Annotated in this window: 23 protein-coding genes; 17 read left to right on the top strand and 6 right to left on the bottom strand. The window is 70.8% G+C overall.

The features are described from left to right. Positions 1-95 precede the first annotated feature (95 nt). From ACFV8T_RS15310 to ACFV8T_RS15300, 3 genes are all read left to right on the top strand, one after another. Positions 96-1,205: an NAD(P)H-dependent flavin oxidoreductase gene (locus ACFV8T_RS15310; protein WP_385327686.1), complete on the top strand. Its 1,110-nt coding sequence runs from the start codon at positions 96-98 to the stop codon at positions 1,203-1,205. Further along, positions 1,202-2,752, top strand: coding sequence for an acyl-CoA synthetase (locus ACFV8T_RS15305; RefSeq protein WP_385327684.1), 1,551 nt, complete (start codon positions 1,202-1,204; stop codon positions 2,750-2,752). The genes ACFV8T_RS15310 and ACFV8T_RS15305 overlap by 4 nt, the downstream gene beginning before the upstream one ends. A 96-nt stretch (positions 2,753-2,848) precedes the next feature. Continuing rightward, positions 2,849-3,955, top strand: coding sequence for a calcium:proton antiporter (locus ACFV8T_RS15300; RefSeq protein ID WP_385327683.1), 1,107 nt, complete (start codon positions 2,849-2,851; stop codon positions 3,953-3,955). Positions 3,956-4,021: 66 nt separating this feature from the next. On the opposite strand, the gene ACFV8T_RS15295 is transcribed toward ACFV8T_RS15300, so the two are convergent. Next, a complete protein-coding gene (locus tag ACFV8T_RS15295; RefSeq protein WP_385327682.1) occupies positions 4,022-6,439 on the bottom strand; it encodes a penicillin acylase family protein in 2,418 nt (805 codons plus the stop codon). Positions 6,440-6,589: 150 nt separating this feature from the next. Between ACFV8T_RS15295 and ACFV8T_RS15290 the strand changes: the two genes are divergently transcribed. Further along, on the top strand, positions 6,590-8,113 hold the full coding sequence (locus ACFV8T_RS15290) for an acyl-CoA synthetase (protein ID WP_385327680.1): 1,524 nt from the start codon (positions 6,590-6,592) through the stop codon (positions 8,111-8,113). A gap of 92 nt (positions 8,114-8,205) precedes the next feature. Here ACFV8T_RS15290 and paaK read toward each other — a convergent pair whose 3' ends face one another. Next, on the bottom strand, positions 8,206-9,495 hold the full coding sequence (gene paaK / locus ACFV8T_RS15285) for a phenylacetate--CoA ligase PaaK (protein WP_385327679.1): 1,290 nt from the start codon (positions 9,493-9,495) through the stop codon (positions 8,206-8,208). Positions 9,496-9,667: 172 nt separating this feature from the next. On the opposite strand from paaK, the gene ACFV8T_RS15280 reads away from it, so the two are divergent. Next, positions 9,668-11,191 (top strand): alpha/beta fold hydrolase, encoded by a 1,524-nt coding sequence (locus ACFV8T_RS15280; protein ID WP_385327678.1) that lies wholly within the window; start codon positions 9,668-9,670, stop codon positions 11,189-11,191. Positions 11,192-11,217: 26 nt separating this feature from the next. On the opposite strand, the gene ACFV8T_RS15275 is transcribed toward ACFV8T_RS15280, so the two are convergent. Then, a complete protein-coding gene (locus ACFV8T_RS15275; protein ID WP_385327676.1) occupies positions 11,218-12,846 on the bottom strand; it encodes an FAD-dependent oxidoreductase in 1,629 nt (542 codons plus the stop codon). A 267-nt stretch (positions 12,847-13,113) separates the two neighbouring features. On the opposite strand from ACFV8T_RS15275, the gene ACFV8T_RS15270 reads away from it, so the two are divergent. The 7 genes from ACFV8T_RS15270 to ACFV8T_RS15240 all read left to right on the top strand — a co-directional run bounded on the left by ACFV8T_RS15270 (position 13,114) and on the right by ACFV8T_RS15240 (position 18,420). Beyond that, positions 13,114-14,235 (top strand): SchA/CurD-like domain-containing protein, encoded by a 1,122-nt coding sequence (locus ACFV8T_RS15270; RefSeq protein ID WP_385327674.1) that lies wholly within the window; start codon positions 13,114-13,116, stop codon positions 14,233-14,235. A gap of 76 nt (positions 14,236-14,311) precedes the next feature. After that, positions 14,312-14,746: a cupin domain-containing protein gene (locus ACFV8T_RS15265; protein ID WP_385327673.1), complete on the top strand. Its 435-nt coding sequence runs from the start codon at positions 14,312-14,314 to the stop codon at positions 14,744-14,746. Further along, the gene (locus ACFV8T_RS15260; protein WP_385327671.1) at positions 14,743-16,011 is read left to right on the top strand and encodes a beta-ketoacyl-[acyl-carrier-protein] synthase family protein; all 1,269 of its coding nucleotides are present in this window, start codon (positions 14,743-14,745) and stop codon (positions 16,009-16,011) included. The genes ACFV8T_RS15265 and ACFV8T_RS15260 overlap by 4 nt, the downstream gene beginning before the upstream one ends. Further along, positions 16,008-17,258, top strand: a complete 1,251-nt coding sequence (locus tag ACFV8T_RS15255; RefSeq protein WP_385327669.1) for a ketosynthase chain-length factor — start codon at positions 16,008-16,010, stop codon at positions 17,256-17,258. The genes ACFV8T_RS15260 and ACFV8T_RS15255 overlap by 4 nt, the downstream gene beginning before the upstream one ends. A 15-nt stretch (positions 17,259-17,273) precedes the next feature. Continuing rightward, entirely contained in the window at positions 17,274-17,531 is a 258-nt protein-coding gene (locus ACFV8T_RS15250) for an acyl carrier protein (protein WP_266424106.1), read from the top strand. 1 nt (position 17,532) lies between these two features. Next, positions 17,533-18,012, top strand: coding sequence for an SRPBCC family protein (locus ACFV8T_RS15245; protein ID WP_385327667.1), 480 nt, complete (start codon positions 17,533-17,535; stop codon positions 18,010-18,012). Positions 18,013-18,087: 75 nt separating this feature from the next. Continuing rightward, complete coding sequence (locus ACFV8T_RS15240) at positions 18,088-18,420, top strand: TcmI family type II polyketide cyclase (RefSeq protein ID WP_385327665.1); 333 nt, start codon at positions 18,088-18,090, stop codon at positions 18,418-18,420. Between the two features lie 91 nt (positions 18,421-18,511). Here the strand turns inward: ACFV8T_RS15240 and ACFV8T_RS15235 are convergent, their stop codons facing one another. The 3 genes from ACFV8T_RS15235 to ACFV8T_RS15225 all read right to left on the bottom strand — a co-directional run bounded on the left by ACFV8T_RS15235 (position 18,512) and on the right by ACFV8T_RS15225 (position 22,455). Next, entirely contained in the window at positions 18,512-19,588 is a 1,077-nt protein-coding gene (locus tag ACFV8T_RS15235) for a methyltransferase (protein WP_385327664.1), read from the bottom strand. A 35-nt stretch (positions 19,589-19,623) separates the two neighbouring features. Beyond that, positions 19,624-20,691 (bottom strand): nitrous oxide reductase family maturation protein NosD, encoded by a 1,068-nt coding sequence (locus ACFV8T_RS15230; protein WP_385327662.1) that lies wholly within the window; start codon positions 20,689-20,691, stop codon positions 19,624-19,626. Positions 20,692-20,826: 135 nt separating this feature from the next. After that, positions 20,827-22,455 carry an acyl-CoA synthetase gene (locus ACFV8T_RS15225; RefSeq protein WP_385327661.1) on the bottom strand — a complete coding sequence of 543 codons (1,629 nt, stop codon included), beginning with the start codon at positions 22,453-22,455 and terminating at the stop codon, positions 20,827-20,829. A 167-nt stretch (positions 22,456-22,622) separates the two neighbouring features. Here ACFV8T_RS15225 and ACFV8T_RS15220 point away from each other — a divergent pair, with 167 nt between their 5' ends. From ACFV8T_RS15220 to ACFV8T_RS15200, 5 genes are all read left to right on the top strand, one after another. Next, positions 22,623-23,423, top strand: coding sequence for a crotonase/enoyl-CoA hydratase family protein (locus tag ACFV8T_RS15220; protein ID WP_385327659.1), 801 nt, complete (start codon positions 22,623-22,625; stop codon positions 23,421-23,423). A 15-nt stretch (positions 23,424-23,438) separates the two neighbouring features. Beyond that, a complete protein-coding gene (locus ACFV8T_RS15215) occupies positions 23,439-24,383 on the top strand; it encodes a Zn-ribbon domain-containing OB-fold protein (RefSeq protein ID WP_385327657.1) in 945 nt (314 codons plus the stop codon). Continuing rightward, positions 24,384-25,436 carry a thiolase domain-containing protein gene (locus tag ACFV8T_RS15210; protein WP_385327656.1) on the top strand — a complete coding sequence of 351 codons (1,053 nt, stop codon included), beginning with the start codon at positions 24,384-24,386 and terminating at the stop codon, positions 25,434-25,436. After that, positions 25,429-26,595, top strand: a complete 1,167-nt coding sequence (locus ACFV8T_RS15205) for a thiolase domain-containing protein (protein WP_385327654.1) — start codon at positions 25,429-25,431, stop codon at positions 26,593-26,595. Before ACFV8T_RS15210 ends, ACFV8T_RS15205 begins: the two co-directional genes overlap by 8 nt. Before the next feature lie 102 nt (positions 26,596-26,697). Then, on the top strand, positions 26,698-26,940 hold the full coding sequence (locus tag ACFV8T_RS15200; RefSeq protein WP_266424132.1) for a DUF397 domain-containing protein: 243 nt from the start codon (positions 26,698-26,700) through the stop codon (positions 26,938-26,940). Positions 26,941-26,972: the final 32 nt, after the last annotated feature.

Below are 26,972 nucleotides of genomic sequence, written 5' to 3'. Positions count from 1 at the left end.
CCCGCCGTCACGGAGGCCCCCTGCGTCACAAAGAATCTGACACAGCATCAGAAAATCTCTTCCCTCGGCTGTCCGGCTGCGGCATCCTGCGGCCCATGGAGACGGAGCTGAGCAAGAAACTGGGAGTCGAGCACGCCATCTTCGGCTTCACGCCGTTCCCCGCGGTGGCTGCGGCCATCACCCGGGCCGGCGGATTCGGCGTACTCGGCGCGGTCCGCTACACCGCCCCCGAAGACCTCGCGCGCGACCTCGACTGGATGCAGGAACACACCGACGGCAAGCCGTACGGCCTCGATGTCGTCATGCCCGCGAAGAAGGTGGAGGGGGTGACCGAGGCCGATGTCGAGGCGATGATCCCGCCCGGACACCGGCAGTTCGTGCAGGACACCCTCGCCAAGCACGGCGTACCGGAACTGGCCAAGGGCGAGGCGTCCGGCTGGCGCATCACCGGCTGGATGGAGGAAGTCGCCCGCAACCAGCTCGACGTCGCCTTCGACTACCCCATCCGGCTCCTCGCCAACGCCCTCGGGTCACCGCCCGCCGATGTCGTCCGGCGTGCCCACGACCGGGGCGTGCTCGTCGCCGCCCTCGCCGGGAGCGCCAAGCACGCCCGCCACCACGCCGACGCGGGCATCGACATCGTCGTCGCCCAGGGATACGAGGCGGGCGGCCACACCGGCGAGATCGCCTCCATGGTCCTGGTCCCGGACGTCGTCGACGCCGTCGGACCGCTGCCCGTCCTTGCCGCCGGCGGGATCGGCAGCGGCGAGCAGATCGCCGCCGGGCTCGCCCTCGGCGCCCAGGGCGTCTGGCTCGGCTCCCTCTGGCTGACCACCGAGGAGGCCGACCTCCACTCCCGCGCGCTGACCCGCAAACTCCTCGCCGCCGGCTCCGGCGACACCGTCCGCTCCCGCGCGCTCACCGGTAAACCCGCGCGCCAGCTCCGTACCGAGTGGACCGACGCCTGGGACGACCCGGCGGGACCCGGCACCCTTCCCATGCCGCTCCAGGGGCTGCTGGTGGCCGAGGCCGTATCGCGTATCCAGAAGTACGAGACCGGCGCGCTGCTCGGCACCCCCGTCGGCCAGATCGTCGGCCGGATGAACAGCGAACGCGGCGTCCAGGCCGTCTTCGACGACCTGACCCGCGGTTTCGAGCGTGCCGTGGACCGGATCAACCGCATCGCCGGACGGAGCGCCTCATGACTCGAACCCCCAACGGCTTCTGGGCCCAGGCCACCGCCGACCCCGACCGCACGGTCCTGATCGCACCCGACGGCGAGAGCTGGACGGCGGGCCGGCTGCACGCCGCCGCCAACCGCCTCGTCCACGGACTGCGCGCGGCCGGGCTGCGGAGGGGCGACGCCTTCGCGGTCGTGCTGCCCAACGGCGTCGAGTTCTTCACCGCCTATCTCGCCGCCGCCCAGGCCGGTCTCTACCTCGTACCCGTCAACCACCACTTCGTCGGCCCCGAGATCGCCTGGATCGTCTCCGACTCCGGCGCCAAGGTGCTCATCGCCCACGAGCGGTTCGCGCAGGCCGTGACCGAGGCCGCCGACGAGGCGAAGCTGCCGGCGGCCCAGCGCTTCGCCGTGGGCACCGTCGACGGCTTCCGCCCGTACGCCGAACTGCTCGAAGGACAGCCCGGACGAGCCCCGGACGACCGCACCCTGGGCTGGGTCATGAACTACACCTCGGGCACCACGGGCCGCCCGCGCGGCATCCGCCGTCCGCTCTCCGGCCGGCTCCCCGAGGAGAGCCACCTCGGTGGATTCCTCGGCATCTTCGGTATCAAACCGTTCGACGGCAACGTCCACCTGGTCTGCTCGCCGCTCTACCACACCGCCGTTCTGCAGTTCGCCGGCGCGTCCCTGCACATCGGCCACCCGCTGGTGCTGATGGACCGATGGACGCCCGAGGAGATGCTGCGGCTCATCGATACCCACCGCTGCACCCACACGCACATGGTCCCGACCCAGTTCCACCGCCTCCTCGCCCTCCCCGACGAAGTGAGACGGCGCTACGACGTCACGGCCATGCGGCACGCCATCCACGGTGCCGCGCCCTGCCCCGACCACGTCAAACGCGCCATGATCGACTGGTGGGGGAGGTGCGTCGAGGAGTACTACGCGGCCAGCGAGGGCGGCGGTGCCTTCGCCACCGCCGAGGACTGGCTGAAGAAACCGGGCACGGTCGGCCGGGCCTGGCCGATCAGCGAACTCGCCGTCTTCGACGACGACGGCAACCGGCTGCCGCCCGGCGAGCTCGGCACCGTCTACATGAAGATGAACACCGGCGGATTCAGCTACCACAAGGACGAGACCAAGACGCGGAAGAACCGCATCGGCGACTTCTTCACCGTCGGCGACCTCGGCATCCTCGACGAGGACGGCTACCTCTTCCTCCGCGACCGCAAGATCGACATGATCATCTCCGGTGGCGTCAACATCTACCCCGCCGAGATCGAGGGCACCCTGCTCGGCCACCCCGCGGTCGCCGACGTCGCGGTCTTCGGCATTCCGCACCCCGACTGGGGGGAGGAGGTCAAGGCGGTCGTCGAACCGGCCCCGGGACACGAGGCGGGCCAGGAGCTCGCCGCCGGGATCCTGAGCCACTGCGAACAGCGGCTCGCCGGGTACAAGCGCCCCAGAACCATCGACTTCATCGACACGATGCCCCGCGACCCCAACGGCAAGCTCTACAAACGGCGGCTGCGCGACCCGTACTGGGAAGGACACCATCGGGCCCTGTGAAGCACCGCCGGTCGGTGAACCACCGCCAGTCCGTGAACCACCGGCCGTCCGCCGCCCGACGAGCGCCTTCGTACCGGCTCTGGCAAGGTGTGGCCCATGAACGCGAGCGCGACGGTCCGGTCACTGGCGACCCGGTGGACGGTGGTCGTGCCCATCGTCGCCGCCCTCGCGCTGGTCTTCAGCTGGGGACGGGAACTGCCGGCGTTCGCCGTCGCCGTGGTCGCGCTCTGTCTCGCGGGCGCCGTCCTGGCCGCCGTGCACCACGCCGAGGTCATCGCCCACCGGGTCGGGGAACCGTTCGGCTCGCTCGTCCTGGCCGTCGCCGTCACCGTGATCGAAGTGGCCCTCATCGTCACCCTGATGGTGGACGGCGGCCCCAAGACGTCCGCGCTCGCGCGCGACACCGTCTTCGCCGCCGTGATGATCACCTGCAACGGAATCGTCGGGCTGTCCCTGCTCGTGGGCGCCGTCCGTTCCCGCGTCGTCGTCTTCAACGCCGAAGGTTCCGGGGCCGCCCTCGCGACCGTCGCCACGCTCGCCACCCTCAGCCTGGTCCTGCCGACCTTCACCGTCGGCAAACCCGGTCCCGAGTTCTCCACCGCTCAACTGGCGTTCGCCGCCGTCGCCTCACTCTTCCTGTACGGGCTGTTCGTCGCCGTGCAGACGGTGCGGCACCGCGAGTACTTCCTGCCTCTCACACCCGAGGGCGCGCTCAAGCCGGACGAGCCCCACGCGCCGCTGCCCGGCCGGGGCGCCACCGCCCTGAGCCTGGTGATGCTGCTGGTCGCGCTGGTCGCGGTCGTCGGCGACGCCAAGTCCGTCTCGCCGACCATCGAGTCCGGGGTGGAGGCGGCCGGGATGCCCCAGGCGGTGGTCGGTGTCGTCATCGCGCTGCTGGTACTGCTGCCGGAGACCCTGGCGGCGGTGCGGGCAGCCCGTCGCGAGCGCGTCCAGACCAGTCTCAATCTCGCCCTCGGCTCGGCGATGGCGAGCATCGGCCTGACCATTCCGGCCATCGCCCTCGCCTCGGTCTGGCTCGACGGACCGCTCCATCTCGGCCTCGGCGCCACCCATATGGTGCTGCTCGCACTCACCGTGGTGGTCGGCGCGCTGACCGTCGTACCGGGACGGGCCACCCTGCTCCAGGGCGGCGTCCATCTGTCGATCTTCGCCGCGTTCGTCTTCCTGGCGATCAGCCCCTGATTCCGCGCAGGCGGTCCCTGCCCGCCCGCCGGGCGGGCAGGGACCGACCGATCGCACCGTGAGGAACTACCGGCGTTCGTGGACCCGCACGACCCGCAGCGCGGGCGAGCGCAGGATGTCCTTCTCGCAGAACCGGGACGTCACCCACCGCTCACCCGAGTACAGCTTGGTCTGGTCACTGTGATGCGGCGAGTGCGGATCGGAGGACTGGGAGTACGTGAGCAGGGTGCGCGCCACCGGGCAGGCGCTGCCGTCCCAGCCGACCGCCTGGATGTAGCTGGAGCCCACCGACACCTCCCGGTAGCCTCCGGCAGCCGCGTCCCACACCGGCTCCGTCTTGTTCCAGATGCCGAGCGACTCCGTACCGCCGCCGATCGGGATGCGCTTCTTGTTCCGCTCCACCGACTGGTGCCGGCCCAGCGGGGCGTCCAGCGCGATCCCGGCCGCCCGCAGTTCGGCCACCGCGTCGGCGAGAGCCCTGGTGACGCCGGGCGCGGAGACGTTCAGCGTGTTCGGCGTACCGACCGGATCGGCGGGGGAGAACGGCACCTTCCACAGCTCGGCCTGCGGGACCGTGGCCGTTGCCCTGCGCCAGAACCGGTCGAAGAGCAGCGCGCCCCGGCTGCCGGTGTCGACCTTCCGGTCCCAGCGCCGCAGCACCTCGCACGCCGCCGACACATCGACCACCCTGCCGTCGCTGCCGACCGCACTGCCGCCGGGCAGTGCCGCGCAGGCCGCCGCCATGTCCGCGGCGGTCAGATCACCGGCCGGCGCACGGTTCGCGAACTGCTGGCCCTGCAGATCGGCCACGGTCAGCCGGCCCTTCGCCGCCATCGCGGACACATCCTCGACCGCGCCCCGGGTCCGCATCGAGCGGGGCGTGCCGACCGTGCCGAAGATCCTCTCGTAGCCGGTCAGCGGCGCGGACGCGTTCGTCAGCCAGGCGCTGTCGTTGGAGTTCTCCACGTACGGGGCGTCCTTCACGGTGGGCATCCGGCCGGGCCCGAAGATGCCCGGCTGCACGGCCTCCGGGTCCGAACCGAGTGCGCAGTCGCTCCTCGAACCGTCCAGCACCGCGAGCCCGGACGACGGATACGTCGCCCTGCCCAGCGGGGTGGAGCACCGCGCCGCGAGCTCGTCCGTGATCCTCGGCAGCACCTGCGACTGCGAGAAGAACGAATGCCCGGACGAATCGGCGGCGATGGTGTTCACCCACGGCAGTCCCTGGGTACGGTGCAGCGCGGCCTGGATGTCGGCGGTGCTGCGGGCCCGGCTGAAGCCGAGACCGGCGTCCGAGAATCGCAGATTCACGGCGTTCGGGTCATTGAGCGCGTACGCGGCCGTCGTCGTCCAGGGCAACGGCAGCCCGGCACCGAGCGAGGTGACGACGGGCCCGTACCGGGTCCACCACTGCGTGCGGGTCACGGCACCGCCGCCCTTCACCGCGACCGAGACCGTGCGCTTCGTCATCCGCTCGGTTCTGCCGTCCACCAGATACGCGGTCGGATCGGCCGGATCGAGGGTGAGCTGGTGCAGGTTGAGCGGGACACCGGTGGCCACGGTGTGGCTCCACGCGATGTGCGCGTTGTGCCCGATGGACACGATGGGCGCGCCGAGCAGTGAACCGCCCGCCACGTTCAGCTCACCGGGAATGGTCTGCTGCGACTGCCAGAACCGCCGTCCGCCCTGCCACGGGTAGTGCGGATTGCCGAGCAGCAGGCCCCGCCCGTTCGCCGTCGTGTCCCCGCGGAACGCGACCGCGTTGGAACCCATGTCGGCGTTCTGCGTCGACAGCAGCCTCCGGGCCGCGTCCGCCGCCTCGTCCGGCGTCGGAGCCGTGGGCGGCCGCGAGCCGTCCGTGGGCGGCCGAGCGTCCGTGATGCCGTCGATGCTGCGCCCCTGACCGGCGAGCACCGAGAGCGCGTAGCCGCGCACCACCACATCCAGTGTGGTCACCGGCCGTACCCAGGCGGCGCCCCGGCAGGCCGGGTCGTCGATCCGGTTCTGCGCCAGCCACGCGTTGTATCCGGCCGCCCAGCCGCGCTCCAGCTCCTTGACGTCACGGCTCTGACCCGCCGGTGCGGGAGCCTTCAGCAGCTTCTCCACCGTGCGGCTTTGGCGGACGCCGCGGAAGTAGAGGTCGCTGGAGAGGTTCTTCGTCGCGGCGGACAGCGAGCCGTCCGGAGCCGCGTCCGGACCGAAGTACCGGGACCGCTCGCCGCGCAGCGTCACGAAGCCGTCGGCGAGGGTGCACACCTGGTCGGCGGCCTGGGCCCAGCCGTTGCCGAAGCCCAGGCTCGCGTAGTCCTCCGCCACGATGTGCGGGATGCCGTACTCGGTGTACCGGATCGTGGCGGACAGCCCGCCGCCCGATGGGCGGTGGGAGCGCGAGGCGTCGGCCGCGGTGGGCGGCAACGACGCCGAAACGGTGAACAGCGCGAGGCCGGATATCGCAAGAAGTCTCAGACGGTTGCGGAGAGGCAACGGTCCTCCCAACTGTGCGGGTGCGAAAGGCGGTTGCCCGAGGGTTCGAGTCGCCACGTGCAACTCAGCCAGCAGCTGCGCACCCCTGTCAACATCCCCTCCGGTCTCCGGACCCTTGACCCCCGGGTTCCGGCCGCACAGGATCACGCCATGACAGGTGTACGGAGCAGCACAGTCGACGGAGTCCTGGCACGCAGCGCCCGGCGCACCCCGGAGCGCACCGCCCTGCGGTACGCGGACAGGTCATGGACCTACGCGGAGCTCGACGCGGCCGTCAGCACCGCCGCCGCCGTGCTCGCCGGCGAGCACGGACTGCGCCCCGGCGACCGGGTCGCCTGCTACGCGCACAACTCCGACGCGTATCTGATCGGCTACCTCGGCTGCGCCCGCGCGGGCCTGGTCCATGTGCCGGTCAACCAGAACCTCACCGGCGACGACCTCATGTACATCCTCGAACAGTCCGGCAGCGCCCTCGTCCTCGCCGACCCGGCCCTCGCCGACCGTATTCCGGCCGCGTTCCCCGTACGCCCGCTGCGCGACGCACCGGACTCCCTCCTGGCGGCCACCGCCACCCCGCGCCTCTTCGCCCCGGAACGCGAGCCGGCCGCCGGAGACCTCGTCCAGCTCCTCTACACCTCGGGCACCACCGCGCTGCCCAAGGGCGCGATGATGACCCACGGCGCACTCGTGCACGAGTACGTCAGCGCGATCACTGCGCTCGATCTGCGGGCCACCGACCGGCCCGTCCACTCGCTGCCGCTCTACCACTCCGCCCAGATGCATGTCTTCCTGCTGCCCTACCTCGCGGTCGGGGCACAGAACACGATCCTCGACGCGCCCGACGTGAACCGGATCTTCGACCTCGTCGAGACGGGACAGGCGGACAGCGTCTTCGCGCCGCCGACCGTCTGGATCGGCATCTCCCAGCACCCCGGTTTCACCACCCGCGAACTCGGCGGCCTGCGCAAGGCGTACTACGGCGCGTCGATCATGCCCGTGCCCGTACTGGAACGGCTCCGCGAACGGCTGCCCGCGCTCGCCTTCTACAACTGCTTCGGGCAGAGCGAGATCGGCCCGCTCGCCACCGTCCTCGGGCCACACGAGCACGAGGGACGGATGGACTCCTGCGGCAGGCCCGTCCTCTTCGTCGAGGCCCGGGTCGTCGACGAGGACGGCAAGGAGGTCCCCGACGGCACGGCCGGCGAAGTGGTCTACCGCTCACCCCAGTTGTGCGAGGGCTACTGGGACAAACCCGAGGAGACCGCGGAGGCCTTCCGCGACGGCTGGTTCCACTCCGGCGACCTCGCGGTGCGCGACGCCGAAGGTTTCCTCACCGTCGTCGACCGGGTGAAGGACGTCATCAACTCCGGCGGTGTCCTCGTCGCCTCCCGGCAGGTCGAGGACGCCCTCTACACCCACCCCGCCGTCGCCGAGGCCGCCGTCGTCGGACTGCCCGACCAGCGCTGGATCGAGGCCGTCACCGCCGTCGTCGTGCTGCGCGGCGACGCGACGGCGGCCGAACTCATCGGCCACGCCCGCGAGCGGCTCGCCCACTTCAAGGCCCCGAAGCAGGTCCTCTTCGTGGACGAACTGCCGCGCAACGCCAGCGGGAAGATCCTCAAGCGGGAGCTGCGCGACCGGTTCGCGCAGCGCAAGGCGGCCGGCCGGCCATGACCGGGTACCCGCCGGTCATGGCCGCGCAGCAGGCCGCGGTGAAGAACATCCCCACGGGCGTGATCCAGTGGGCCGGGGCGGCCCGAGGACCTTCAGCGCCCGCCGCGCTCGTCCACGATCCGCCTGAATTTGCCGACCGACCTCTCCAGCGTCTCGGGATCGACGATCTCGACCCCGACCGACACCCCGATCCCGTCCTTGACGGCCGCCGTGATCGACGCCGCGGCCGCCGCCCGCTGCTCCGGGGTGGCCCCCGCCCGCGCCTCCGCCCTCACGGTCAGCGCGTCGAGACGGCCCTCGCGGGTCAGCCGCAACTGGAAGTGCGGAGCCACCCCGGGTGTGCGCAGCACGATCTCCTCGATCTGGGTCGGGAAGAGATTCACGCCGCGCAGGATCACCAGATCGTCGCTGCGCCCGGTCACCTTCTCCATCCGCCGGAACACCCTGGCCGTACCCGGCAGCAGCCGGGTGAGGTCCCGTGTCCGGTAGCGGATCACCGGCATGGCCTCCTTGGTGAGCGAGGTGAAGACCAGCTCGCCCTCCGCCCCCTGCGGCAGCACCTCGCCGGTGAACGGATCGACGACCTCGGGATAGAAGTGGTCCTCCCAGATGTGCAGCCCGTCCTTCGTCTCGACGCACTCCTGCGCCACCCCGGGCCCCATCACCTCCGAAAGGCCGTAGATGTCGACCGCGTCGATCGCGAACCGCTCCTCGATCTCGCGCCGCATCTCCTCCGTCCACGGCTCCGCACCGAAGATCCCGACCTTCAGGGAGGTCGAACGCGGATCGACGCCCTGCCGTTCGAACTCGTCGAGGAGCGTCAGCATGTACGACGGCGTCACCATGATGATCTCGGGGCGGAAGTCCTGGATCAGCTGGACCTGCCGGGCGGTCATGCCCCCGGAGGCGGGGACGACCGTGCAACCGAGCCGCTCCGCCCCGTAGTGCGCGCCGAGTCCGCCGGTGAACAGCCCGTATCCGTAAGCGACATGGACCTTCTGCCCGGGACGTCCACCGGCGGCCCGGATGGAGCGGGCGACCACGTCGGCCCAGGTGTCCAGGTCCCGTTGGGTGTAGCCGACGACGGTCGGGCGGCCCGTCGTCCCGCTGGACGCGTGGATCCGCCGTACGCGCTCCTCGGGGACGGCGAACATGCCGAAGGGGTAGTTGTCCCGCAGGTCGGCCTTGGCCGTGAAGGGGAAACGGGCGAGATCGGCGAGGGTACGGCAGTCGTCCGGGCGCAGTCCGGCCTTGTCGAACGCCGCCCGGTAGTGGCCGACGTTCTCGTACGCATGGTGCAGCGTGGCCCGCAGCCGCTCCAGCTGGAGTGCTTCCAGCTCGTCCCGGCCCAGTCGTTCCGCCTCGTCCAGCAGAGCCGTCATCCGGATCTCCCTCTTCCGAGCAGGCGACCGATCATTCGGTCGATCTTTCGACAGTAGTAATTCAGGATGTTCCGCCCCATGGCAAGAGGAGTGACGCAGCTCATCCGCGTCGAGGATTCGCTCACACCGAACACGGCTGCGCTGCTCGTGCGGCCCTGTTTGGATGGCGGGCATGCCGATCTTCCACGCATACGACGGGACCGAACTCGCCTACCGCCTTCTGGGGAAGGGCACACCGCTGATCTGCCTGCCCGGCGGGCCGATGCGGGCCGGTGCGTACCTGGGGGACCTCGGCGGACTCTCCGCCCGCCGCCGGCTCGTGGTGCCGGATCCGCGCGGGACCGGGGACTCCGCGGTGCCGGACGACCCGTCGACGTACCGCTGCGACCGCCTGGTCGACGACGTCGAGGCGCTGCGCGAACATCTCGGCGAGGAACGCATCGACCTGCTCGCCCACTCCGCCTCCGCCAACCTGGCCGCGCTCTACGCCGCCAGGCACCCCGAGCGGCTGCGTACGCTCACACTCGTCGCCCCCGGCACCCGGGCGGTCGGCATCGAGGTCACCGACCAGGACTGGCGCGAGGCGAGCGAACTCCGGCGCGACGAACCGTGGTACGCGGACGCACGGGCCGCCCTGGACGACTTCCTCGCGGGCCGCGCCTCCGACCAGGTCCGTGCCGTCGTCGCACCGTTCGCCTACGGACGCTGGGACGAGGCCGCCCGGACCCATGCCGAGGCGGCGCCGGCACAGACCAACTCCTCGGCCGCGCCCTTCTATTACCAGAGCGGCGTATTCGACCCGGCCACCACGAACGCCGCGCTGACGGCGGTCACCGCACCGGTTCTCGTCCTCGCGGGGGAGTACGACGCGGGGCCGACTCCGGACCGCGCCGCCGAACTGGTCGCACTCTTCCCGAACGCCGAGTTCGTCGTGCAGCGCGGCGCCGCGCACTTCCCCTGGCTCGACGACCCGGGCGCCTTCGTCCGCACGGTGGAGGCCTTCCTCGACCCGGAGCTGCTCAGCGTGCACGCCGGCGGCACCCGGCTCGCCCACCGGGTGTGGGGGGATCCTTCGGCACCGCCCGTCGTGCTCGCCCACGGCCGCTGCGACGACAGCAGGACCTGGACCACGATCGCCGAACGCCTCGCGGCCGAACACCGGGTGTACGCCTTCGACTTCCGAGGCCACGGACTCAGCGACTGGCCCGGCCGCTACTCCCTCGAACTGTTCCGGGACGATCTGCACGCCTTCCTGGAGGCCCGCAACCTGGCGGGAGCCACCGTGATCGGGCACTCCATGGGCGCCGCTGCCGCCTATCTGCTCGCCGAGCGGGAACCCGGGCTGATCGGCCGGCTCGTCCTGGAAGAGGTGCCGCCGCCGTTCCCGCTCGATCCGCCGCGCGGTGTCGCCGAACGGCCCGACGGGGAGCTGGACTTCGACTGGCCGGTGGTGCCGTCGACCGATGCCCAGCTGAACGAGCCGGATCCCGCCGGACGGGAACGCCTCGGTGAGATCGTCGCCCCGACGCTCGTCGTAGGCGGCGGCCCCACCAGCCGGATCGCCCAGGAGAGACTGGTCTGGATGGCGGGGCGGATACCCGACGGCCGGTTCGTCAGCATCGACGCAGGACATCTCGTCCACACCGAGCGGCCGGATGAATTCCTCGCAGAACTAAGGAAGTTCGGCCTGTCCTGAGTCCGTCACGGGCGTCGGCGGAGGGGTCAGGAACGGTGCAGCAGGGAGGTCAGGACCTCGTGGAGGGTGCTCTCGGCATCCGCCGCGGGGCCCGTCGACCGCCAGGCCACGAACCCGTCGGGACGCACCAGCACAGCGCCTTCGGGCGTCGTCCCGTGGATCTCGGCCCAGTCGACGCCGTTCTCCGGCTCCAGATCGGCACCCGGGCCGATGCCGTACGCCTGGAGCCGGACCGAGAGCCGGTCGGCGACCCGCGCCGCCGCCCGGCGCCATGCCAGGTCCGCACCGTCGGTGAGCAGCACGAGCGTGTGCTCGTACAGATCGAGTGTGGACTTGCGCTCACCGCCCTGACGGACCCACAGATGCGGTGCACGACTGCCTGGTTCACCGTTCAGCTGCATCCCCTGCGGCACCACCGGCTGCTCGGGGTCGGTGCCCAGCACCGCGCCGCGGACATAGCGGTAGCCCAGCGCCACGCTGAGCATGCCGCCCTGCTTTCCGCCGCCCGCGCCAGGCGCCGCGGAGTATCCCGGGTGGCTGTGCTCGCTGGAGCGCGCCGAAGCCCGTGCGCTCGTCGCCCGTGCCACCGGCAGCCGCTCCGCCTCGTACGTGTCCAGCAGGCCCGGACCCGCCTCGCCCTTCAGCACGGTGGCGAGCTTCCAGGCGAGGTTGTGCGCGTCCTGGATGCCGGTGTTGGACCCGAACGCCCCGGTGGGGGACATCTCGTGGGCCGAGTCGCCGGCGAGGAAGACCCGGCCGGAGGAGTACCGCTCGGCGACCCGCTCCGCGGCGTGCCACGGCGCCTTGCCGGTGATCTCGATGTCGATGTCCGGAGCGCCGATCGCCGTACGGATGTGCTCGGCGCACCTCTCGTCGGTGAAGTCCTCCAGGGTCTCACCGAGTTGGGGCTGCCACGGCGCGTGGAACACCCACTCCTTCTTGTTGTCGACCGGCAACAGGGCACCGTCCGCAGCCGGGTTGGTCAGGTAGCAGACGATGAAGCGCCGGTCGCCCAGCACGTCGGCGAGCTGCCGGGAGCGGAAGGTGATGCTGACGTTGTGGAAGAGGTCGCCGGGACCCGTCCGGTCGATGTGCAGCTGGTCACGGATGGGGCTGCGCGGACCGTCGGCCGCGATCAGGTAGTCCGCGCGCACAGTGATGTGCTCGCCGGTCTCCCGGTTCTTCAGCGCCGCTTCCACCCCTGACGAGTCCTGGTCGAAGCTCTGCATCTCGGTGGAGAACCGCAGGTCACCGCCCTGTTCCCGGGCCAGCTTCACCAGCACCGGCTCCAGGTCGTTCTGGCTGCACAGGCACCAGCCGGTCGGACTGAAACGGGCGATCCCGCCACCCGGGTCGATCTCCTTGAACAGCCACTCCTGATCGTCCCCGGTGAGCGAACCGGCTTGCAGGATTCCGTGGTTGTCGGCGAGGACGGAGGCCGCCTGCCGGATGCCCGCCTCGGCACCCGCCGTGCGGAACACCTCCATCGTGCGGACGTTGTTGCCGCGGCCGCGCGGGTGTGTCGAGGTGGACCGGTGCTTCTCGACCAGCAGGTGCTCGACCCCGAGCCGGCCGAGGAAGAGTGAGGCGGACAAGCCCACCAGGGAGCCGCCCACGATGAGGACCGGCACGCGGATGTCGACGTTCTCGTTCATCAGTTGCTCCAGCTCGGACGCCGTTCGGTTGCATTGTTCAATGCCCTGGTGAGAGCGGTTCGGACGCTCGCTCACCTGAACGGTTCATAAATCTCGCGCCACCCGGACCAGCGTTTCACGATCGGTCACGGAGACGACGTCCGCGGCCTCGGGGGCGGACCATTCACATCCGCCGGGAGAGTCCCCGCTCCGAATCCACTCGCCAACCGACGGTTGACGGCATGCCACTCGGCTCGACCACGAAACCGTCTCGAAGGAGATCGAAAGATGACCACCACCCTCTCGGAACGGATCTCCCAGTCCGCCTTCGACGGTTCCCGGCTGCGTGTCGTGCTGCTGCTGGACCTCTACGACGGGGCCCAGAAGGAGTTCCTCGAGGCGTACGAGCACCTGCGCAATCAGGTGGCGTCCGTCCCCGGACACATCAGCGACCAGCTGTGCCAGTCCATCGAGAACCCCTCCCAGTGGCTGATCACCAGCGAATGGGACAGCGCACCTCCCTTCCTCGCCTGGGTGAACAGCGAGGAGCACGTCGCGACGGTCCAGCCGCTGCACAACTGCGTGCGCGACACCCGGTCGCTGCGCTTCAGCGTCCTGCGGGAGACCGGGAAGGCCTTCGAGATGGCGCCCGAGACGGTCAAGGGCCGCCTCCAGGCGTCCCCGCGCCTGGGCGACGGGGTGGTGCGCCACGCGCTCACCTTCACCGTCAAGCCGGGCACCGAGGACGTCGTGGCCAAGATCCTGGCCGACTACGACTCCCCGAACGCACGGGTCGACGAGGACACCCGGCTGCGCCGCACCTCGCTCTTCATGCACGGAAACCGCGTCGTGCGGGCCGTCGAGGTCGAGGGCGACCTGCTCGCCGCCCTGCGCCACGTCGCCCGGCAGCCCGAGGTCAGGGCCGTCGAAGAGGCGATCAACCCGTACCTGGAGCAGGACCGGGACCTCAGCGACCCGGACTCCGCCCGGATGTTCTTCACCCGGGCGGCGCTGCCGACCGTCCACCACGTGACCGCCGGCCGGCACAAGGCGGAGGACGTCCGCCGGCACGCACTCTTCTACGAGGCCAAGGAGGGCTGCGGCATGGCCCTCGCCCGGCTCCTCGCCGAGCACGACGAGGAGGCGGCCGACGACCCGGCGAGCATCATCGACAGCAGCACCATCTTCCAGCGCGACGACGTCGTCGTCCGCCTCCTCGAAGCGGCCGAACCGATCGACGCGCAGCCCGCCCAGGCGGTGGGCATCGACGGCCCCGGCAAGGTGGCCAGGCTCGGACGCCTCCTCGACGGCGGCAGCAACGCCGTCCCCACGGACGAGCGGGGCATCTCGCAGTTCCTCAAGAAGTCCGAGATGACCCTGATCACGGATCGGCGGGCCGTGGAGTCCTGAACCGCGCATCCGCACCCTGGGGGGTTCTCGCTCAACCCGTCAACACAACGCGCAATGCGCCAGGAGGAAAGCAGTCATGACCACGCACCGGCCACGCATCGTGGACCTCAGTGAGACGCAGCCCAACCGCAGGCGTGGAGGGGATCTCCGCGCCATGCTCACGCCGACAGCGGTGGGAGCCACCAGTGGCTTCATGGGGCTGGCGATCGTTCAGCCCGGCGACCGCATCGGCGAGCACTACCACCCGTACTCCGAGGAGTTCGTGTACGTCGTGAACGGTCTGCTGGAAGTGGATCTGGACGGTGAACCGTACCGGATGCGGCCCGACCAGGGCCTGCTGATCCCTCCCCATGTACGCCACCGATTCCGCAACGTGGGCGACGTGGAGGCACGCATGGTCTTCCACCTCGGCCCGCTCGCCCCGCGTCCGGAGCTCGGCCACGTCGACACCGAGCACACCGAATCCGCCGACCGTGTCACGCCTCCGGAACGAACGGAGGCCGCCTCATGACCCGCCGGGTGGCGGTCACCGGCGTGGGCGTCGTCGCCCCCGGCGGGATCGGCGCACCGGCGTTCTGGGACCTCCTCGCGAACGGACGCACCGCGACCAGGGGCATCACGCTCTTCGACCCGGCCGGATTCCGCTCCCGGATCGCCGCCGAGTGCGACTTCGACCCGGCGGCGCACGGGCTGGACTCCGCCACCGTCGACCGGTCGGACCGCTACATCCAGTTCGCGATGGTGGCCGCCAGGGAGGCCCTCGGCGACGCGGGCCTCGACCCGGAGAAGGTGGACCCCTGGCGGATGGGGGTGTCGCTGGGCACCGCGGTCGGCGGCACCACCCGGCTGGAGCACGACTACGTCGCCGTCAGCGAGAGCGGTGCCCGCTGGGACGTCGACCACCGGTCGGCCGGCCCCCACCTGGAGCGGGCCTTCTCACCCAGCACCCTCGCCTCGGCGGTGGCCGAGCAGGTCGGCGCGCACGGCCCGGTGCAGACCGTCTCCACGGGCTGCACCTCCGGCCTCGACGCGATCGGGTACGCCTTCCAGTCCGTCGAGGAGGGCCGCGTCGACGTATGCATCGCCGGGGCGTCGGACTCACCGATCACCCCGATCACCGTGGCGTGTTTCGACGCCATCAAGGCCACATCGGCGAACAACGACGACGCCGAGCACGCCTCCCGGCCGTTCGACGCACGCCGCGACGGCTTCGTCATGGGCGAGGGCGGGGCGGTCCTCGTCCTGGAGGAGCTGGAACACGCTCGTGCCCGCGGTGCCACCGTGTACTGCGAGATCGCGGGCTACGCCACCTTCGGCAACGCCTACCACATGACCGGGCTGACCCCCGAGGGCCTGGAGATGGCCGAGGCGATCAACCGGGCGCTGGGCCACGCCCGTATGGACGGGTCGCAGATCGACTACGTCAACGCGCACGGCTCGGGCACCAAGCAGAACGACCGGCACGAGACGGCCGCGGTGAAGCGGGCACTGGGGGCACACGCCTTCGACATCCCGATGAGTTCGATCAAGTCCATGGTCGGCCACTCGCTGGGGGCGATCGGCGCGATAGAAATCGCGGCCTGCGTACTCGCCCTGGTCCACCAGACGGTGCCGCCGACGGCGAACTACGAGAGCCCCGACCCCGAATGCGACCTCGACTACGTGCCGCGCACCGCGCGTCCCCTGAAGCTGCGCAGCGTCCTCTCGGTGGGCAGCGGATTCGGTGGCTTCCAGTCGGCGGTGGCCCTGACCCGAACAGGTGGGAGGACACCATGAGAACCCGCAAAGCCCGGCGCACCGTCGTCACCGGCATCGGTGTGGTCGCCCCCAACGGCAATAACACCGAAGCCTTCTGGAAGCGGACGCACGAAGGAATGAGCGTGCTGGACCGGGTCACCCGCGAAGGCTGCGAACACCTGCCCCTGCGGGTCGCGGGCGAGGTGCGGGGATTCGAGGCGGTCGAGCTGATCGAGGAGCGCTTCCTCGTCCAGACCGACAAGTTCACGCACTTCGCGATGGCCGCCGCGGACATCGCGCTGGACGACGCCCGGCTCGGCCGTGCCGACTACGAGGATTCACCCTTCGACGTCGGCGTGGTGACCGCTGCCGGGTCCGGCGGGGGCGAATTCGGCCAGCGTGAACTCCAGCGGCTCTGGGGACAGGGCTCCACCTACGTGGGCCCGTACCAGTCCATCGCCTGGTTCTACGCGGCCAGCACCGGCCAGATCTCGATCCGCGGCGGCTTCAAGGGTCCGTGCGCGGTCGTGGCCAGCGACGAGGCCGGCGGTCTGGACGCACTGGCGCATGCCGCCCGTTCGATCCGTGGCGGCACCGAAGCGGTGGTGGTCGGCGCGGCCGAGGCCCCGCTGGCGCCCTACTCGGTCGTCTGCCAGCTCGGGTACGAGGACCTGAGCACCGTCGAGGACCCCACCCGCGCCTACCGGCCGTTCACCTCGGAGGCCTGCGGCTTCGTGCCGGCCGAGGGCGGCGCCATGCTGGTGGTCGAGGAGGAGCAGTCGGCGCGCCGGCGCGGGGCCAAGGTCCGGGCCGAACTCGCCGGGCACGCCGCCACGTTCACCGGAGCGTCCAGGTGGGCGGAGTCCCGGGAGGGCCTCGCCCAGGCGATCATCGGCGCCCTGCGGGAGGCCGACTGCGCGCCGGACGAGATCGACGTCGTCTTCGCGGACGCCCTCGGTGTGCCCGCGGCCGACCGCGCCGAGGCGCTGGCCATCGCCGACGCCCTCGGCGCGCACGGCAGGCGGGTGCCGGTGACAGCGCCCAAGACCGGTATCGGGCGTGCCTACTGCGGTGCTCCGGTGATGGATGCGGCCGCCGCGGTGCTCTCCATGGAGAACGCGCTCATACCGCCGACCCCGAACGTCTTCGAGGTGTGCCACGACCTCGACGTGGTCACCGGCAGCGCCCGCCCCGCCGAACTCCGGACGGCGCTGGTGCTCAGCCGCGGGCTCATGGGCTCGAACGCGGCGATGGTGCTGCGGCGCTCCACCGACCCCCAAGTGTGAGAAGGAGAAGTCCTCATGACCGACCGACTGACCTACACGGAACTCGCCGTCCTGATGAAGAAGGGCGCCGGAGTCACCGTCGACCCGCGCGACATGGAGCAGCGTCCCAGTTCGGCCTTCGACGAGTACGGCCTCGACTCGCTGGGTCTGCTCGGCATCGTGGGCGTGCTGGAGAACCGGCACGGCCGGGCGCTGCCGGCCGATGCCGACCGTTGCAGGACCCCCCAGGAATTCCTCGACCTCGTCAACAACAGCCTCATGACAGGAGCCTGACGTGTCCGGACACACCGAGAACGAGATCACCATCGCAGCCCCCCTGGACCTGGTCTGGGACGTGACGAACGACCTGGAGAACTGGCCGCGGCTGTTCAGCGAGTACGCCGCGGTCGAGGTCATCGAGCGGGACGGCGACAGCACGACCTTCCGTCTGACGATGCACCCCGACGAGAACGACAAGGTGTGGAGCTGGGTCTCCGAGCGGACGGTGGACCGTGCCAACCGCACCGTCCGTGCCCGCCGCGTGGAGCCCGGTCCGTTCCAGCACATGAACATCCGTTGGGAGTACTCGGAGGTTCCCGGCGGCACCAAGATGCACTGGGCCCAGGACTTCGCGATGCGTCCCGACGCGCCCGTCGACGACGCCTGGATGACCGACAACATCAACCGCAACTCCAAGGTCCAGATGGAGCTGATCCGGGACAAGATCGAGCAGCGCGACCGGGAGCGCCGCACGGCCTCGGTCGGGGCCAACTGACCCGCCATCCGCCCACGTCCCGCCACCCGGCCGGCCGGCCGGGTGCCGGGCCGGGAACCAGAAAGGCATCGCCCGATGCACCACGCTCTGATCGTCGCCCGGATGGCCCCGGGCTCGGCGCCGGACATCGCGAATCTGTTCGCGGCCTCCGACAGCGGCGAACTGCCGCACCTCGTCGGCATCACCCGGCGCAAGCTCTTCCAGTTCGGCGACGTGTATCTGCACCTGATCGAGTCGGAGCACCCGCCGGGTCCCGAGATCGCGAAGGTGACCGAGCACCCGGAGTTCAAGGACATCAGCGACAAGCTCACCGCCTACGTCAGCGCGTACGACCCGCTGACCTGGCGTGGTCCCAAGGACGCCATGGCCCACGAGTTCTACCGGTGGGAGCGCGGCGTCCCCGCCTGAGACGGACGACCGCCCCGGGTCCGGCCGAGAGGCCGGGCCCGGGGCGGTTTCCGTGGTGCGGGGGGATTTCCGTGGTGCCGGGGAGGGGAGGTCAGTCGGGGACCACGCACTCGAACGCGTGGAGGTAGGCGTTGACCGCGACGACCTCGCCGATCAGCAGCCCGGCTTCCGAGATCCGGGTGACCAGGCTCTCCCTGGTGTGCTTCGCGCCGCCGACGTTGAGGAGCAGCAGCAGGTCCATCGCGGTGGTGAACCGCATCGAGGGGGTGTCGTCGACGAGGTTCTCGATGACGACGACCCTGGCTCCCGGGCGGGCCGCCGCGACGACGTTGCGCAGCGTCCGGCGGGTGCTGTCGTCGTCCCACTCCAGGATGTTCTTGATGATGTAGAGGTCGGCCTCGACGGGGATGGCCTCACGGCAGTCCCCGGCGACGATCCGGGTCCGGTCGACGAGCGCGCCCTCGTCCCGCAGCCGGGCGTCCGCCCGCGCCACCACGCCCGGCAGGTCCATCAGGGTGCCTTGGAGCGACGGGTACTTCTCCAGCAGGCTCGCCACCACATGCCCCTGGCCGCCGCCGATGTCGGCGACCGAGGACACCCCGGTGAGGTCGAGGAGTTCGGCGACGTCCAGCGCGGACTGCATGCTGGAGGTGGTCATCGCGCGGTTGAAGATCTGCGCGGACTCGTGGGCTTCCTGGTGGAGGTAGTCGAAGAAGCCCTTGCCGTGCACGTCCGCGAAGACGCTCCTGCCGGTGCGTACCGCGTCGTCCAGGTGCGGCCAGACGTCCCAGGTCCAGGGCTCGGTGCACCACAGGGAGATGTCGCGCAGACTGTTGGGGTCGTCCTCGCGCAGCAGGCGTGACATCTCCGTGTGGGCGAACTGCCCGTCCGCGGTCTCGGTGAAGATCCCGTAGCAGGACAGGGCGCGCAGCAGCCGCCGCAGCGGCGCCGGCTCGGCCTTCACCAGGGCCGCGAGTTCCTGCGCCGTCGCGGGCGTCTCGCCCAGCGCGTCGGCGACGCCCAGCCGGGCGGCGGCGCGCACGGCGGCGGCCCTGGCCGCGCCGAAGACGAGCTCACGCAGCTGCATGGCCGGCTGCGGGGGAGTGACGGGGTGCGGGAGGGCGGCGTGTACGGGGGTGGGTGTGGGGGTGGGGCTCACAGTGGTCATGCTGTTTCGCTTCTCCTCGTGCGGGGGTGCACCGGTCAGCACATCCCGGTCGGTGCGGACTTGGCGCAGACGTTGTCGGTGAACGTGTTGCCCTTACCGGTGTCCCCATTGGCGAGGTCGGCCGGCTTGTTGCCGAGCACGACGTTGTCGCTGATGGTGTTGCCGGTGTTCTTGGTGCCGACGAAGCTCTTGAACAGGACGACACCGCCGGACATCGGGGTGGCGCCCGAGTTGTCGCGGATCGTGTTCGAGCGCACCTCGGTGTCCGCGGCGCCGGTGAGCACGATGCCGGAGCCCTGGAGGGCCGGCAGCCGTTCGGTCGCGGAGCAGAACTTGTTGTTGCCGGTGATCTCGTTGGACTCGATCTTCATCGCGCCGGCCTGCGGCTTCCCCTCGTCGCCCACGACGAACACACCGGTGCAGTTGCCGGTGAAGCTGTTGTTGTGGACCGACAGGTTGCGTACCCGTCTGGCGGTGAAGCCGATCCGGTTGTCGGTGAGTGTGTTGTCCTGGAGCTCGGTGCCCCGGGTGTCGGTGGCGCCGCCCTCCTCGTCGACGGTGTTCGCGACGAAGATGCCCGCGTCGCCGTTGGCACGGGCGGTGTTGCCCGTGAAGGCACCGCGGGTGGAGCGCTCCTGGGCGATGCCCCAGACGCCGTTGTGTTCGGCGGTCACCCGCCGGACGGTCAGCCGGTCGGTCCAGGAGGCCCAGACGCCGTTCTTCTTGAAGCCGGAGACGGTCAGCGAGTCGATGCGCACACCGTCCACGGTCCTGCCCGACTTGCCCAGGACGCAGATCCCGCTGCCGGCCCTCGCGCAGGCGTCGGCGGCCTTCGTGCCCGGCTCGGCCGGCCGCAGCACGGTCCTGCTGCCGGAGCCGCGCAGGGTCAGGCCGGGCTTGGTGACCAGGACGCTCTCCCGGTACGTGCCGGGCAGTACGACGACGGTGTCACCCGGCTGGGCGGCGTCCACCGCCTTCTGGATCGACTCGCCCGGACGGACCTCGTGCGAGTCCGTGGCCGAGGCGGAGGGGATGGACATTCCGCATCCCGCGGCCGAGAGGACCGCGACGGGGACAAGGATCTTGATGCTTCGTTTCCTCATGAGCCGAAGCTATGGTCGATCTCCCCCGGTTGCCACATAGGGTGAGCGGATGGGTCCGGAGCGTGCCCGAATGGCTTACGCGGGATCCGCCGCCCGGTGGCCGGGCCGGCTCCGGCCGCGCGGCCGGACCCGCCCTCATTCCCCGGGTTCGCGCCGGGGTGCGACGACCGAGCGGGCCCACCGGTAGTCGGCCTTGCCGCTCGGGGAGCGCTGGATCCGGCGGGTGATCACCAGCCGACGGGGGATCTTGTAGCCCGCCAGACGGGTCCGGCAGTGGGCCTGGAGGTCGTCGAGCGAGGGTTCGGACGCCCCCTCGCGCAACTGCACCACCGCCGCGACACGGTTGCCCCACCGTTCGTCGGGCACCGCGGCGACCAGTACGTCGTACACGTCCGGATGGGCCTTCAGCGCCTGCTCGACCTCCTCGGGGTACACCTTCTCGCCCCCGGTGTTGATGCACTGCGAGCCGCGGCCGAGCACCGTGACGATGCCGTCCTCGTCGACCGTCGCCATGTCACCGAGCAGGACCCATCGTTCCTCGCCCCTGCGGAAGAAGGTCTCCGCGGTCTTCCGCGGGTCGTTGTAGTACCCGAGCGGCACGTGTCCGCGCTGGGCGATCCGCCCCGGCTCGCCCGGGGCCACCGGCTCGTACGTGGCCGGATCGACCACCTCCGTACGGGAGTTGACCTGGAGCCGGAAGCCGTTCTCCGGACCCGAGTCGGCCGTGGCCGTGCCGTTGAACCCGGACTCCGACGAGCCGAAGTTGTTCAGCAGCATCACCGTCGGCACGAGTGCCTGGAACTCCGCGCGCACCGAGTCCGACATGATCGCGCCCGAGCTGGACACGGAGAACATCGACGAGCAGTCGGTGCCCTTCAGCGGACCCTTCAGCGCGTCGATGAGCGGCCGCAGCATCGCATCGCCCACCAGGGACACACTGGTGACCTTCTCCTTCTCGATCGTACGGAGCACCTCCTCGGGCACGAACTTGCGGTGCACCACGATCCGCTGCCCGAAGTTGAAACCGATGAAGGCGGTGAGTGTCGAGGTGCCGTGCATCAGCGGTGGAGTGGGGAAGAAGGTGATCCCGTCTCCGCCCGCGGCGACCCGCTCGGCCAGCTCCTGCGGTGTCTTCACCGGCTCGCCGGTCGGCGCGCCGCCGCCCAGGCCGGAGAAGAAGAGGTCCTCCTGGCGCCACATCACGCCCTTGGGCATTCCGGTGGTGCCGCCCGTGTAGATGATGAACTGGTCGTCGGCCGACCGCGGCGGGAAGCCGCGCTCCGGGCTCCCGGCCGCCTCGGCATCGGTGAACGCGACGGCGTCGGGGCCCCGGACCCCCGCCTCCGGTGCGCCCACCCGCACCAGATGACGCAGGCCCGGGGCCTTCGGCGCGGCGGCCGCGACCCGCTCGTCGAACTCGGCGTCGAAGACCAGCGCGGCCAGATCCGCGTCGCGGTAGAGGTAGACCAACTCCTCCTCCACATAGCGGTAGTTCACATTGACGGGGACGATGCGGGCCTTGAGGCAGGCCAGCACGGTCTGGAGGTACTCGACCCCGTTGTAGAGGTGCAGCCCCAGATGCTCGCCGGGGGCGATGCCCGCCTCGATCAGATGGTGGGCGACGCGGTTGGCCGCCGCGTCCAGCTCCGCGTACGTCAGCCGGCGCTCCGCACCCGTGCCGGGATGGTCGAGGTAGACGAGCGCCTCGCGTTCCGGGACCGCGTCGACGACCGACTCGAACAGGTCGGCAAGGTTGTACTCCACCGTTCCTCCTGACCCCGGAAGCTGACTGGCTCGGCGGTCATTAGAGCGCCGGGAGGCGCAACTGGGAAGAGGCGGTGCCGAGGAAATCTGACTAGCTGTCAGAAAACTATTGAACTGGGCCACCACCTACTGCAACCTGTTCTAGGTCTTTGGATGGGAGGCGGACAATGGCTGGTACGGAACACCTCGGCGTGCGGCGCGAGGGCGCCACGCTGGTGCTCACCCTGAACAGGCCGGAGGCGAAGAACGCCCTGTCGCTGCCGATGCTGGTCGGGCTGTACGACGGCTGGCTCGCGGCGGACGAGGACGACACGATCCGCTCAGTCGTCCTGACCGGCGCGGGCGGCTGCTTCTGCGCGGGTATGGACCTCAAGGCCCTGGCGGGCAAGGGAATGGAGGGTGAGCGGTACCGGGACCGGATGACCGCCGACCCCGATCTGCACTGGAAGGCGATGCTGCGCCACCACCGCCCCCGCAAACCGGTCGTCGCCGCGGTGGAGGGCCACTGCGTCGCGGGCGGCACCGAGATCCTCCAGGGCACCGACATCCGGATCGCCGGGGCGGGCGCCACCTTCGGGCTCTTCGAGGTGCGGCGCGGGCTCTTCCCCATCGGAGGGTCGACGGTCCGGCTGCCACGCCAGATCGCCCGGACGCACGCACTCGAAATGCTCCTCACCGCACGCCCGTACAGCGCCGCGGAAGCGGCCGGCATCGGGCTGATCGGCCGGGTCGTCCCCGACGGCACCGCGCTGGAGGAGGCTCTCGCCGTCGCCGAGCGGATCAACGCCTGTGGACCGCTCGCCGTCGAGGCCGTCAAGGCCTCCGTGTACGAGACCGCCGAGTTGACCGAGACCGAGGGGCTGGCCGCCGAACTGGAACGCGGCTGGCCGATCTTCGCGACCGACGACGCCAAGGAAGGCGCCCGCGCCTTCGCCGAGCAGCGCCCGCCCGTCTACCGGCGCGCCTGAGCCGAGGAGGCAACCGTGCCCGAAGCCCTCAGCGCACCGCTGGTGGTCGAATTCCCCTTCACCCGATCCCTCGGACCCGCCCAGAGCGCCTTCCTCACCGGACTGCGCGAACGCACCGTCCTAGGCGTCCGTACCGGCGAGGGAAAGGTCCTGGTCCCGCCCGTCGAGTACGACCCCGTCACCGCGGAGGAGATCCGTGAACTGACCGAGGTCGCCGCCACCGGCACCGTCACCACCTGGGCCTGGAACCCCGCCCCGCGCCGCGGCCAGCCCCTGGAAACCCCCTTCGCCTGGGTCCTCGTCCGGCTCGACGGCGCCGACACCGCGCTGCTGCACGCTCTCGCCGCACCCGGCCCCGAAGCTGTACGCACCGGCATGCGGGTACGGATCCGCTGGGCCCCCGAGCGGACCGGCGCGATCACGGACATCGCCTGCTTCGAGCCGTACGACGGCGAGGACACCGGGCAATGCGCCCCGCACGACGGCGAGTTCACCGACCCCGTCACCGGCATCGTCACCCCCGCCAGGCTCGACTACCGGTACACCCCCGGCCGCGCCCAGAGCGCGTACCTCGACGCACTCTCCCGGCAGCGCATCGTCGGCGAGCGCTGCCCGTCCTGCCACAAGGTGTACGTCCCGCCCCGCGGCGCCTGCCCCACCTGCGGAGTCGCCACCGCCGAACAGGTCGAGGTCGGCCCACGCGGCACCGTGACCACGTTCTGCATCGTCAACATCAAGGCGAAGAACCTCGACATCGAAGTCCCGTACGTCTACGCGCACATCGCACTCGACGGCGCGGACCTCGCCCTGCACGCGCGGATCGGCGGCATCCCGTACGACCGGGTGCGCATGGGCCTGCGCGTCGAACCCGTCTGGACCGAGGGCGGGCGGCACCCCGACCACTACCGGCCGACCGGCGAGCCCGACGCCGACTACGACGTGTACAAGGAGCTGCTCTAGATGCGAGACGTGGCGATCGTCGCCTTCGCGCAGACGGACCATCTGCGGCAGACCGACGAACTCTCCGAGGTCGAGATGCTGATGCCGGTCCTCCACCGGGTCCTCGACGCGACCGGGCTCAGGGCCAGCGACATCGGTTTCACCTGTTCCGGCTCCAGCGACTATCTCGCGGGCCGCGCCTTCTCCTTCACCATGGCCCTGGACGGCGTCGGCGCGTACCCGCCGATCTCCGAGTCCCATGTGGAGATGGACGGTGCCTGGGCGCTGTACGAGGCCTGGGTGAAGATCCAGACGGGCCAGGCGGACACCGCGCTCGTCTACTCCTACGGAAAGTCCTCACCCGGCAAGGTGCGTGACGTCCTCACCCGCCAGCTCGACCCGTACTACGTCGGCCCGCTCTGGCCGGACTCCGTCGCACTCGCCGCCCTCCAGGCCCAGGCGCTGATCGACGCGGGCGAGACGGACGAGGCCGCTCTCGCCGTGATCGCCCACCGCAGCCGCGCCGCCGCGGCGGACAACCCGCACGCCCAGCTCAAGGGACCGGTAGCGGCCGGTGAGTACGTCGTGCAGCCACTGCGCACCGGCGACTGCCCGCCGGTCGGTGACGGCGCGGCCGCCGTGATCCTCGCCGCCGGTGAGACCGCACGGGCCCTGTGCCCCCGCCCCGCCTGGATCCGCGGCATCGACCACCGCATCGAGGCCCATGGCCTCGGGGTGCGGGAGCTGACCGAATCACCGTCCACCCGGCTCGCCGCCACGCGCGCCGGAGTCTTCGAACGACCGGTGGACACCGCCGAGTTGCACGCCCCGTTCACCTCCCAGGAAGTCGTCCTGCGCAAGGCGCTCGGGCTCGGCGACAACGTGAACGTCAATCCGTCCGGCGGCGCACTGGCCGCCAACCCCGTCATGGCCGCCGGGCTGATCCGCCTCGGCGAGGCCGCAGCCCGCATCCACCGCGGCGAATCCGACCGGGCGCTCGCCCACGCCACCTCCGGGCCCTGCCTGCAGCAGAACCTGGTCGCCGTCCTCGAAGGGGAGAGCGCTCATGCCTGAGGAGCCCGTGGCCGTCGTCGGCATCGGCCAGACGAAGCACGTGTCCGCGCGCCGGGACGTCTCCATCGCCGGACTCGTCCGCGAGGCCGCCGTCCGCGCACTGGAGGACGCGGCACTGACCTGGGCGGACATCGACGCCGTCGTCATCGGCAAGGCACCCGACTTCTTCGAGGGCCTGATGATGCCGGAGCTCTATCTCGCCGACGCCCTCGGCGCGGTCGGCAAACCGATGCTCCGGGTGCACACCGCGGGCTCCGTCGGCGGCTCCACCGCACTCGTCGCGGCCAATCTGGTCTCCGCGCGGGTGCACCGCACCGTACTCACGCTCGCCTTCGAGAAGCAGTCCGAGTCCAACGCCATGTGGGGGCTCTCGCTGCCCATCCCGTTCCAGCAGCCGCTGCTGGCCGGAGCGGGCGGCTTCTTCGCCCCGCACGTGCGGGCGTACATGCGCCGCACCGGAGCGCCGGACACGGTCGGTTCCCTCGTCGCGTACAAGGACCGCCGCAATGCGCTCAAGAATCCGTACGCGCACATCCACGACCCGGACATCACCCTGGAGAAGGTCCGCTCGGCGCCGATGCTCTGGGACCCGATCCGCTACTCGGAGACCTGCCCGTCCTCCGACGGGGCCTGCGCGATGATCCTCACCGACCGTGCCGGAGCGGCCCGTTCGCCGCACCCGCCCGCCTGGGTGCACGGCGGCGCGATGCGCAGCGAGCCGACCCTCTTCGCCGGCAAGGACTTCGTCTCGCCGCGGGCGGGCCGGGACTGCGCCGCCGATGTGTACCGGCAGGCCGGCATCAGCGACCCGCGACGCGAGATCGACGCCGTGGAGATGTACGTGCCGTTCTCCTGGTACGAGCCGATGTGGCTGGAGAACCTCGGCTTCGCCGACGAGGGCGAGGGCTGGAAGCTCACCGAGTCCGGCGTCACCGAACTCGACGGCGACCTGCCCGTGAACCCCTCGGGCGGAGTGCTCTCCACCAACCCCATCGGCGCCTCCGGCATGATCCGCTTCGCCGAGGCCGCGTTGCAGGTCCGGGGACGGGCGGGCGAACACCAGGTGCCGGGGGCCCGGAAAGCGCTCGGTCACGCGTACGGCGGCGGGTCGCAGTTCTTCTCCATGTGGCTGGTCGGAGCCGAGCCTCCCACCCGCTGACACCAGGTCGTCCCGGACCGGCGCGAGCCCCTTCGCGCCCTGTCCGGGACCGCCGGGTGTGACTACGCTTTGGGCCCGGGACGACAAGTGGGAGGAGCCGACGTGGCGGAGCGCACCACGGGCCAGCAGCCCTTCGCGGGCTGGGACAAGCCGGACCTCGATCTCAGCGACGCGCACTGGCGGTCGGGCAGCCAGGGTGTGGGAGATGTCCAGATCGCCTTCGTCGAGGGATTCATCGCGATGCGCAACGCCGGCAAACCCGGCAGCCCGTCGCTCATCTTCACCCCGGCCGAGTGGCGCGCCTTCGTGGTGAACGCCCGCGACGGCGAGTTCGACCTCACCTGAGGGCCGGACGACGGCGTTCCCGTTCGGGTCGC

Origin of the sequence: Streptomyces sp. NPDC059832, from assembly GCF_042731715.1 — a bacterium.
Taxonomy (GTDB): Bacteria; Actinomycetota; Actinomycetes; order Streptomycetales; family Streptomycetaceae; genus Streptomyces.
The sequence above is the reverse complement of the archived record's forward strand: the minus strand, read 5'-3'. Positions and strand labels throughout refer to the sequence as shown.

Excerpts from the sequence above, each read along its gene's own strand:
- ACFV8T_RS15310 (WP_385327686.1), top strand. The coding sequence starts at position 96 with ATGGAGACGGAGCTGAGCAAGAAACTGGGAGTCGAGCACGCCATCTTC.
- ACFV8T_RS15305 (WP_385327684.1), top strand. The coding sequence starts at position 1,202 with ATGACTCGAACCCCCAACGGCTTCTGGGCCCAGGCCACCGCCGACCCC.
- ACFV8T_RS15300 (WP_385327683.1), top strand. The coding sequence starts at position 2,849 with ATGAACGCGAGCGCGACGGTCCGGTCACTGGCGACCCGGTGGACGGTG.
- ACFV8T_RS15290 (WP_385327680.1), top strand. The coding sequence starts at position 6,590 with ATGACAGGTGTACGGAGCAGCACAGTCGACGGAGTCCTGGCACGCAGC.
- paaK (WP_385327679.1), bottom strand. The coding sequence starts at position 9,495 with ATGACGGCTCTGCTGGACGAGGCGGAACGACTGGGCCGGGACGAGCTG.
- ACFV8T_RS15280 (WP_385327678.1), top strand. The coding sequence starts at position 9,668 with ATGCCGATCTTCCACGCATACGACGGGACCGAACTCGCCTACCGCCTT.
- ACFV8T_RS15275 (WP_385327676.1), bottom strand. The coding sequence starts at position 12,846 with ATGAACGAGAACGTCGACATCCGCGTGCCGGTCCTCATCGTGGGCGGC.
- ACFV8T_RS15270 (WP_385327674.1), top strand. The coding sequence starts at position 13,114 with ATGACCACCACCCTCTCGGAACGGATCTCCCAGTCCGCCTTCGACGGT.
- ACFV8T_RS15265 (WP_385327673.1), top strand. The coding sequence starts at position 14,312 with ATGACCACGCACCGGCCACGCATCGTGGACCTCAGTGAGACGCAGCCC.
- ACFV8T_RS15260 (WP_385327671.1), top strand. The coding sequence starts at position 14,743 with ATGACCCGCCGGGTGGCGGTCACCGGCGTGGGCGTCGTCGCCCCCGGC.
- ACFV8T_RS15255 (WP_385327669.1), top strand. The coding sequence starts at position 16,008 with ATGAGAACCCGCAAAGCCCGGCGCACCGTCGTCACCGGCATCGGTGTG.
- ACFV8T_RS15250 (WP_266424106.1), top strand. The coding sequence starts at position 17,274 with ATGACCGACCGACTGACCTACACGGAACTCGCCGTCCTGATGAAGAAG.
- ACFV8T_RS15240 (WP_385327665.1), top strand. The coding sequence starts at position 18,088 with ATGCACCACGCTCTGATCGTCGCCCGGATGGCCCCGGGCTCGGCGCCG.
- ACFV8T_RS15235 (WP_385327664.1), bottom strand. The coding sequence starts at position 19,588 with ATGACCACTGTGAGCCCCACCCCCACACCCACCCCCGTACACGCCGCC.
- ACFV8T_RS15230 (WP_385327662.1), bottom strand. The coding sequence starts at position 20,691 with ATGAGGAAACGAAGCATCAAGATCCTTGTCCCCGTCGCGGTCCTCTCG.
- ACFV8T_RS15220 (WP_385327659.1), top strand. The coding sequence starts at position 22,623 with ATGGCTGGTACGGAACACCTCGGCGTGCGGCGCGAGGGCGCCACGCTG.
- ACFV8T_RS15210 (WP_385327656.1), top strand. The coding sequence starts at position 24,384 with ATGCGAGACGTGGCGATCGTCGCCTTCGCGCAGACGGACCATCTGCGG.
- ACFV8T_RS15205 (WP_385327654.1), top strand. The coding sequence starts at position 25,429 with ATGCCTGAGGAGCCCGTGGCCGTCGTCGGCATCGGCCAGACGAAGCAC.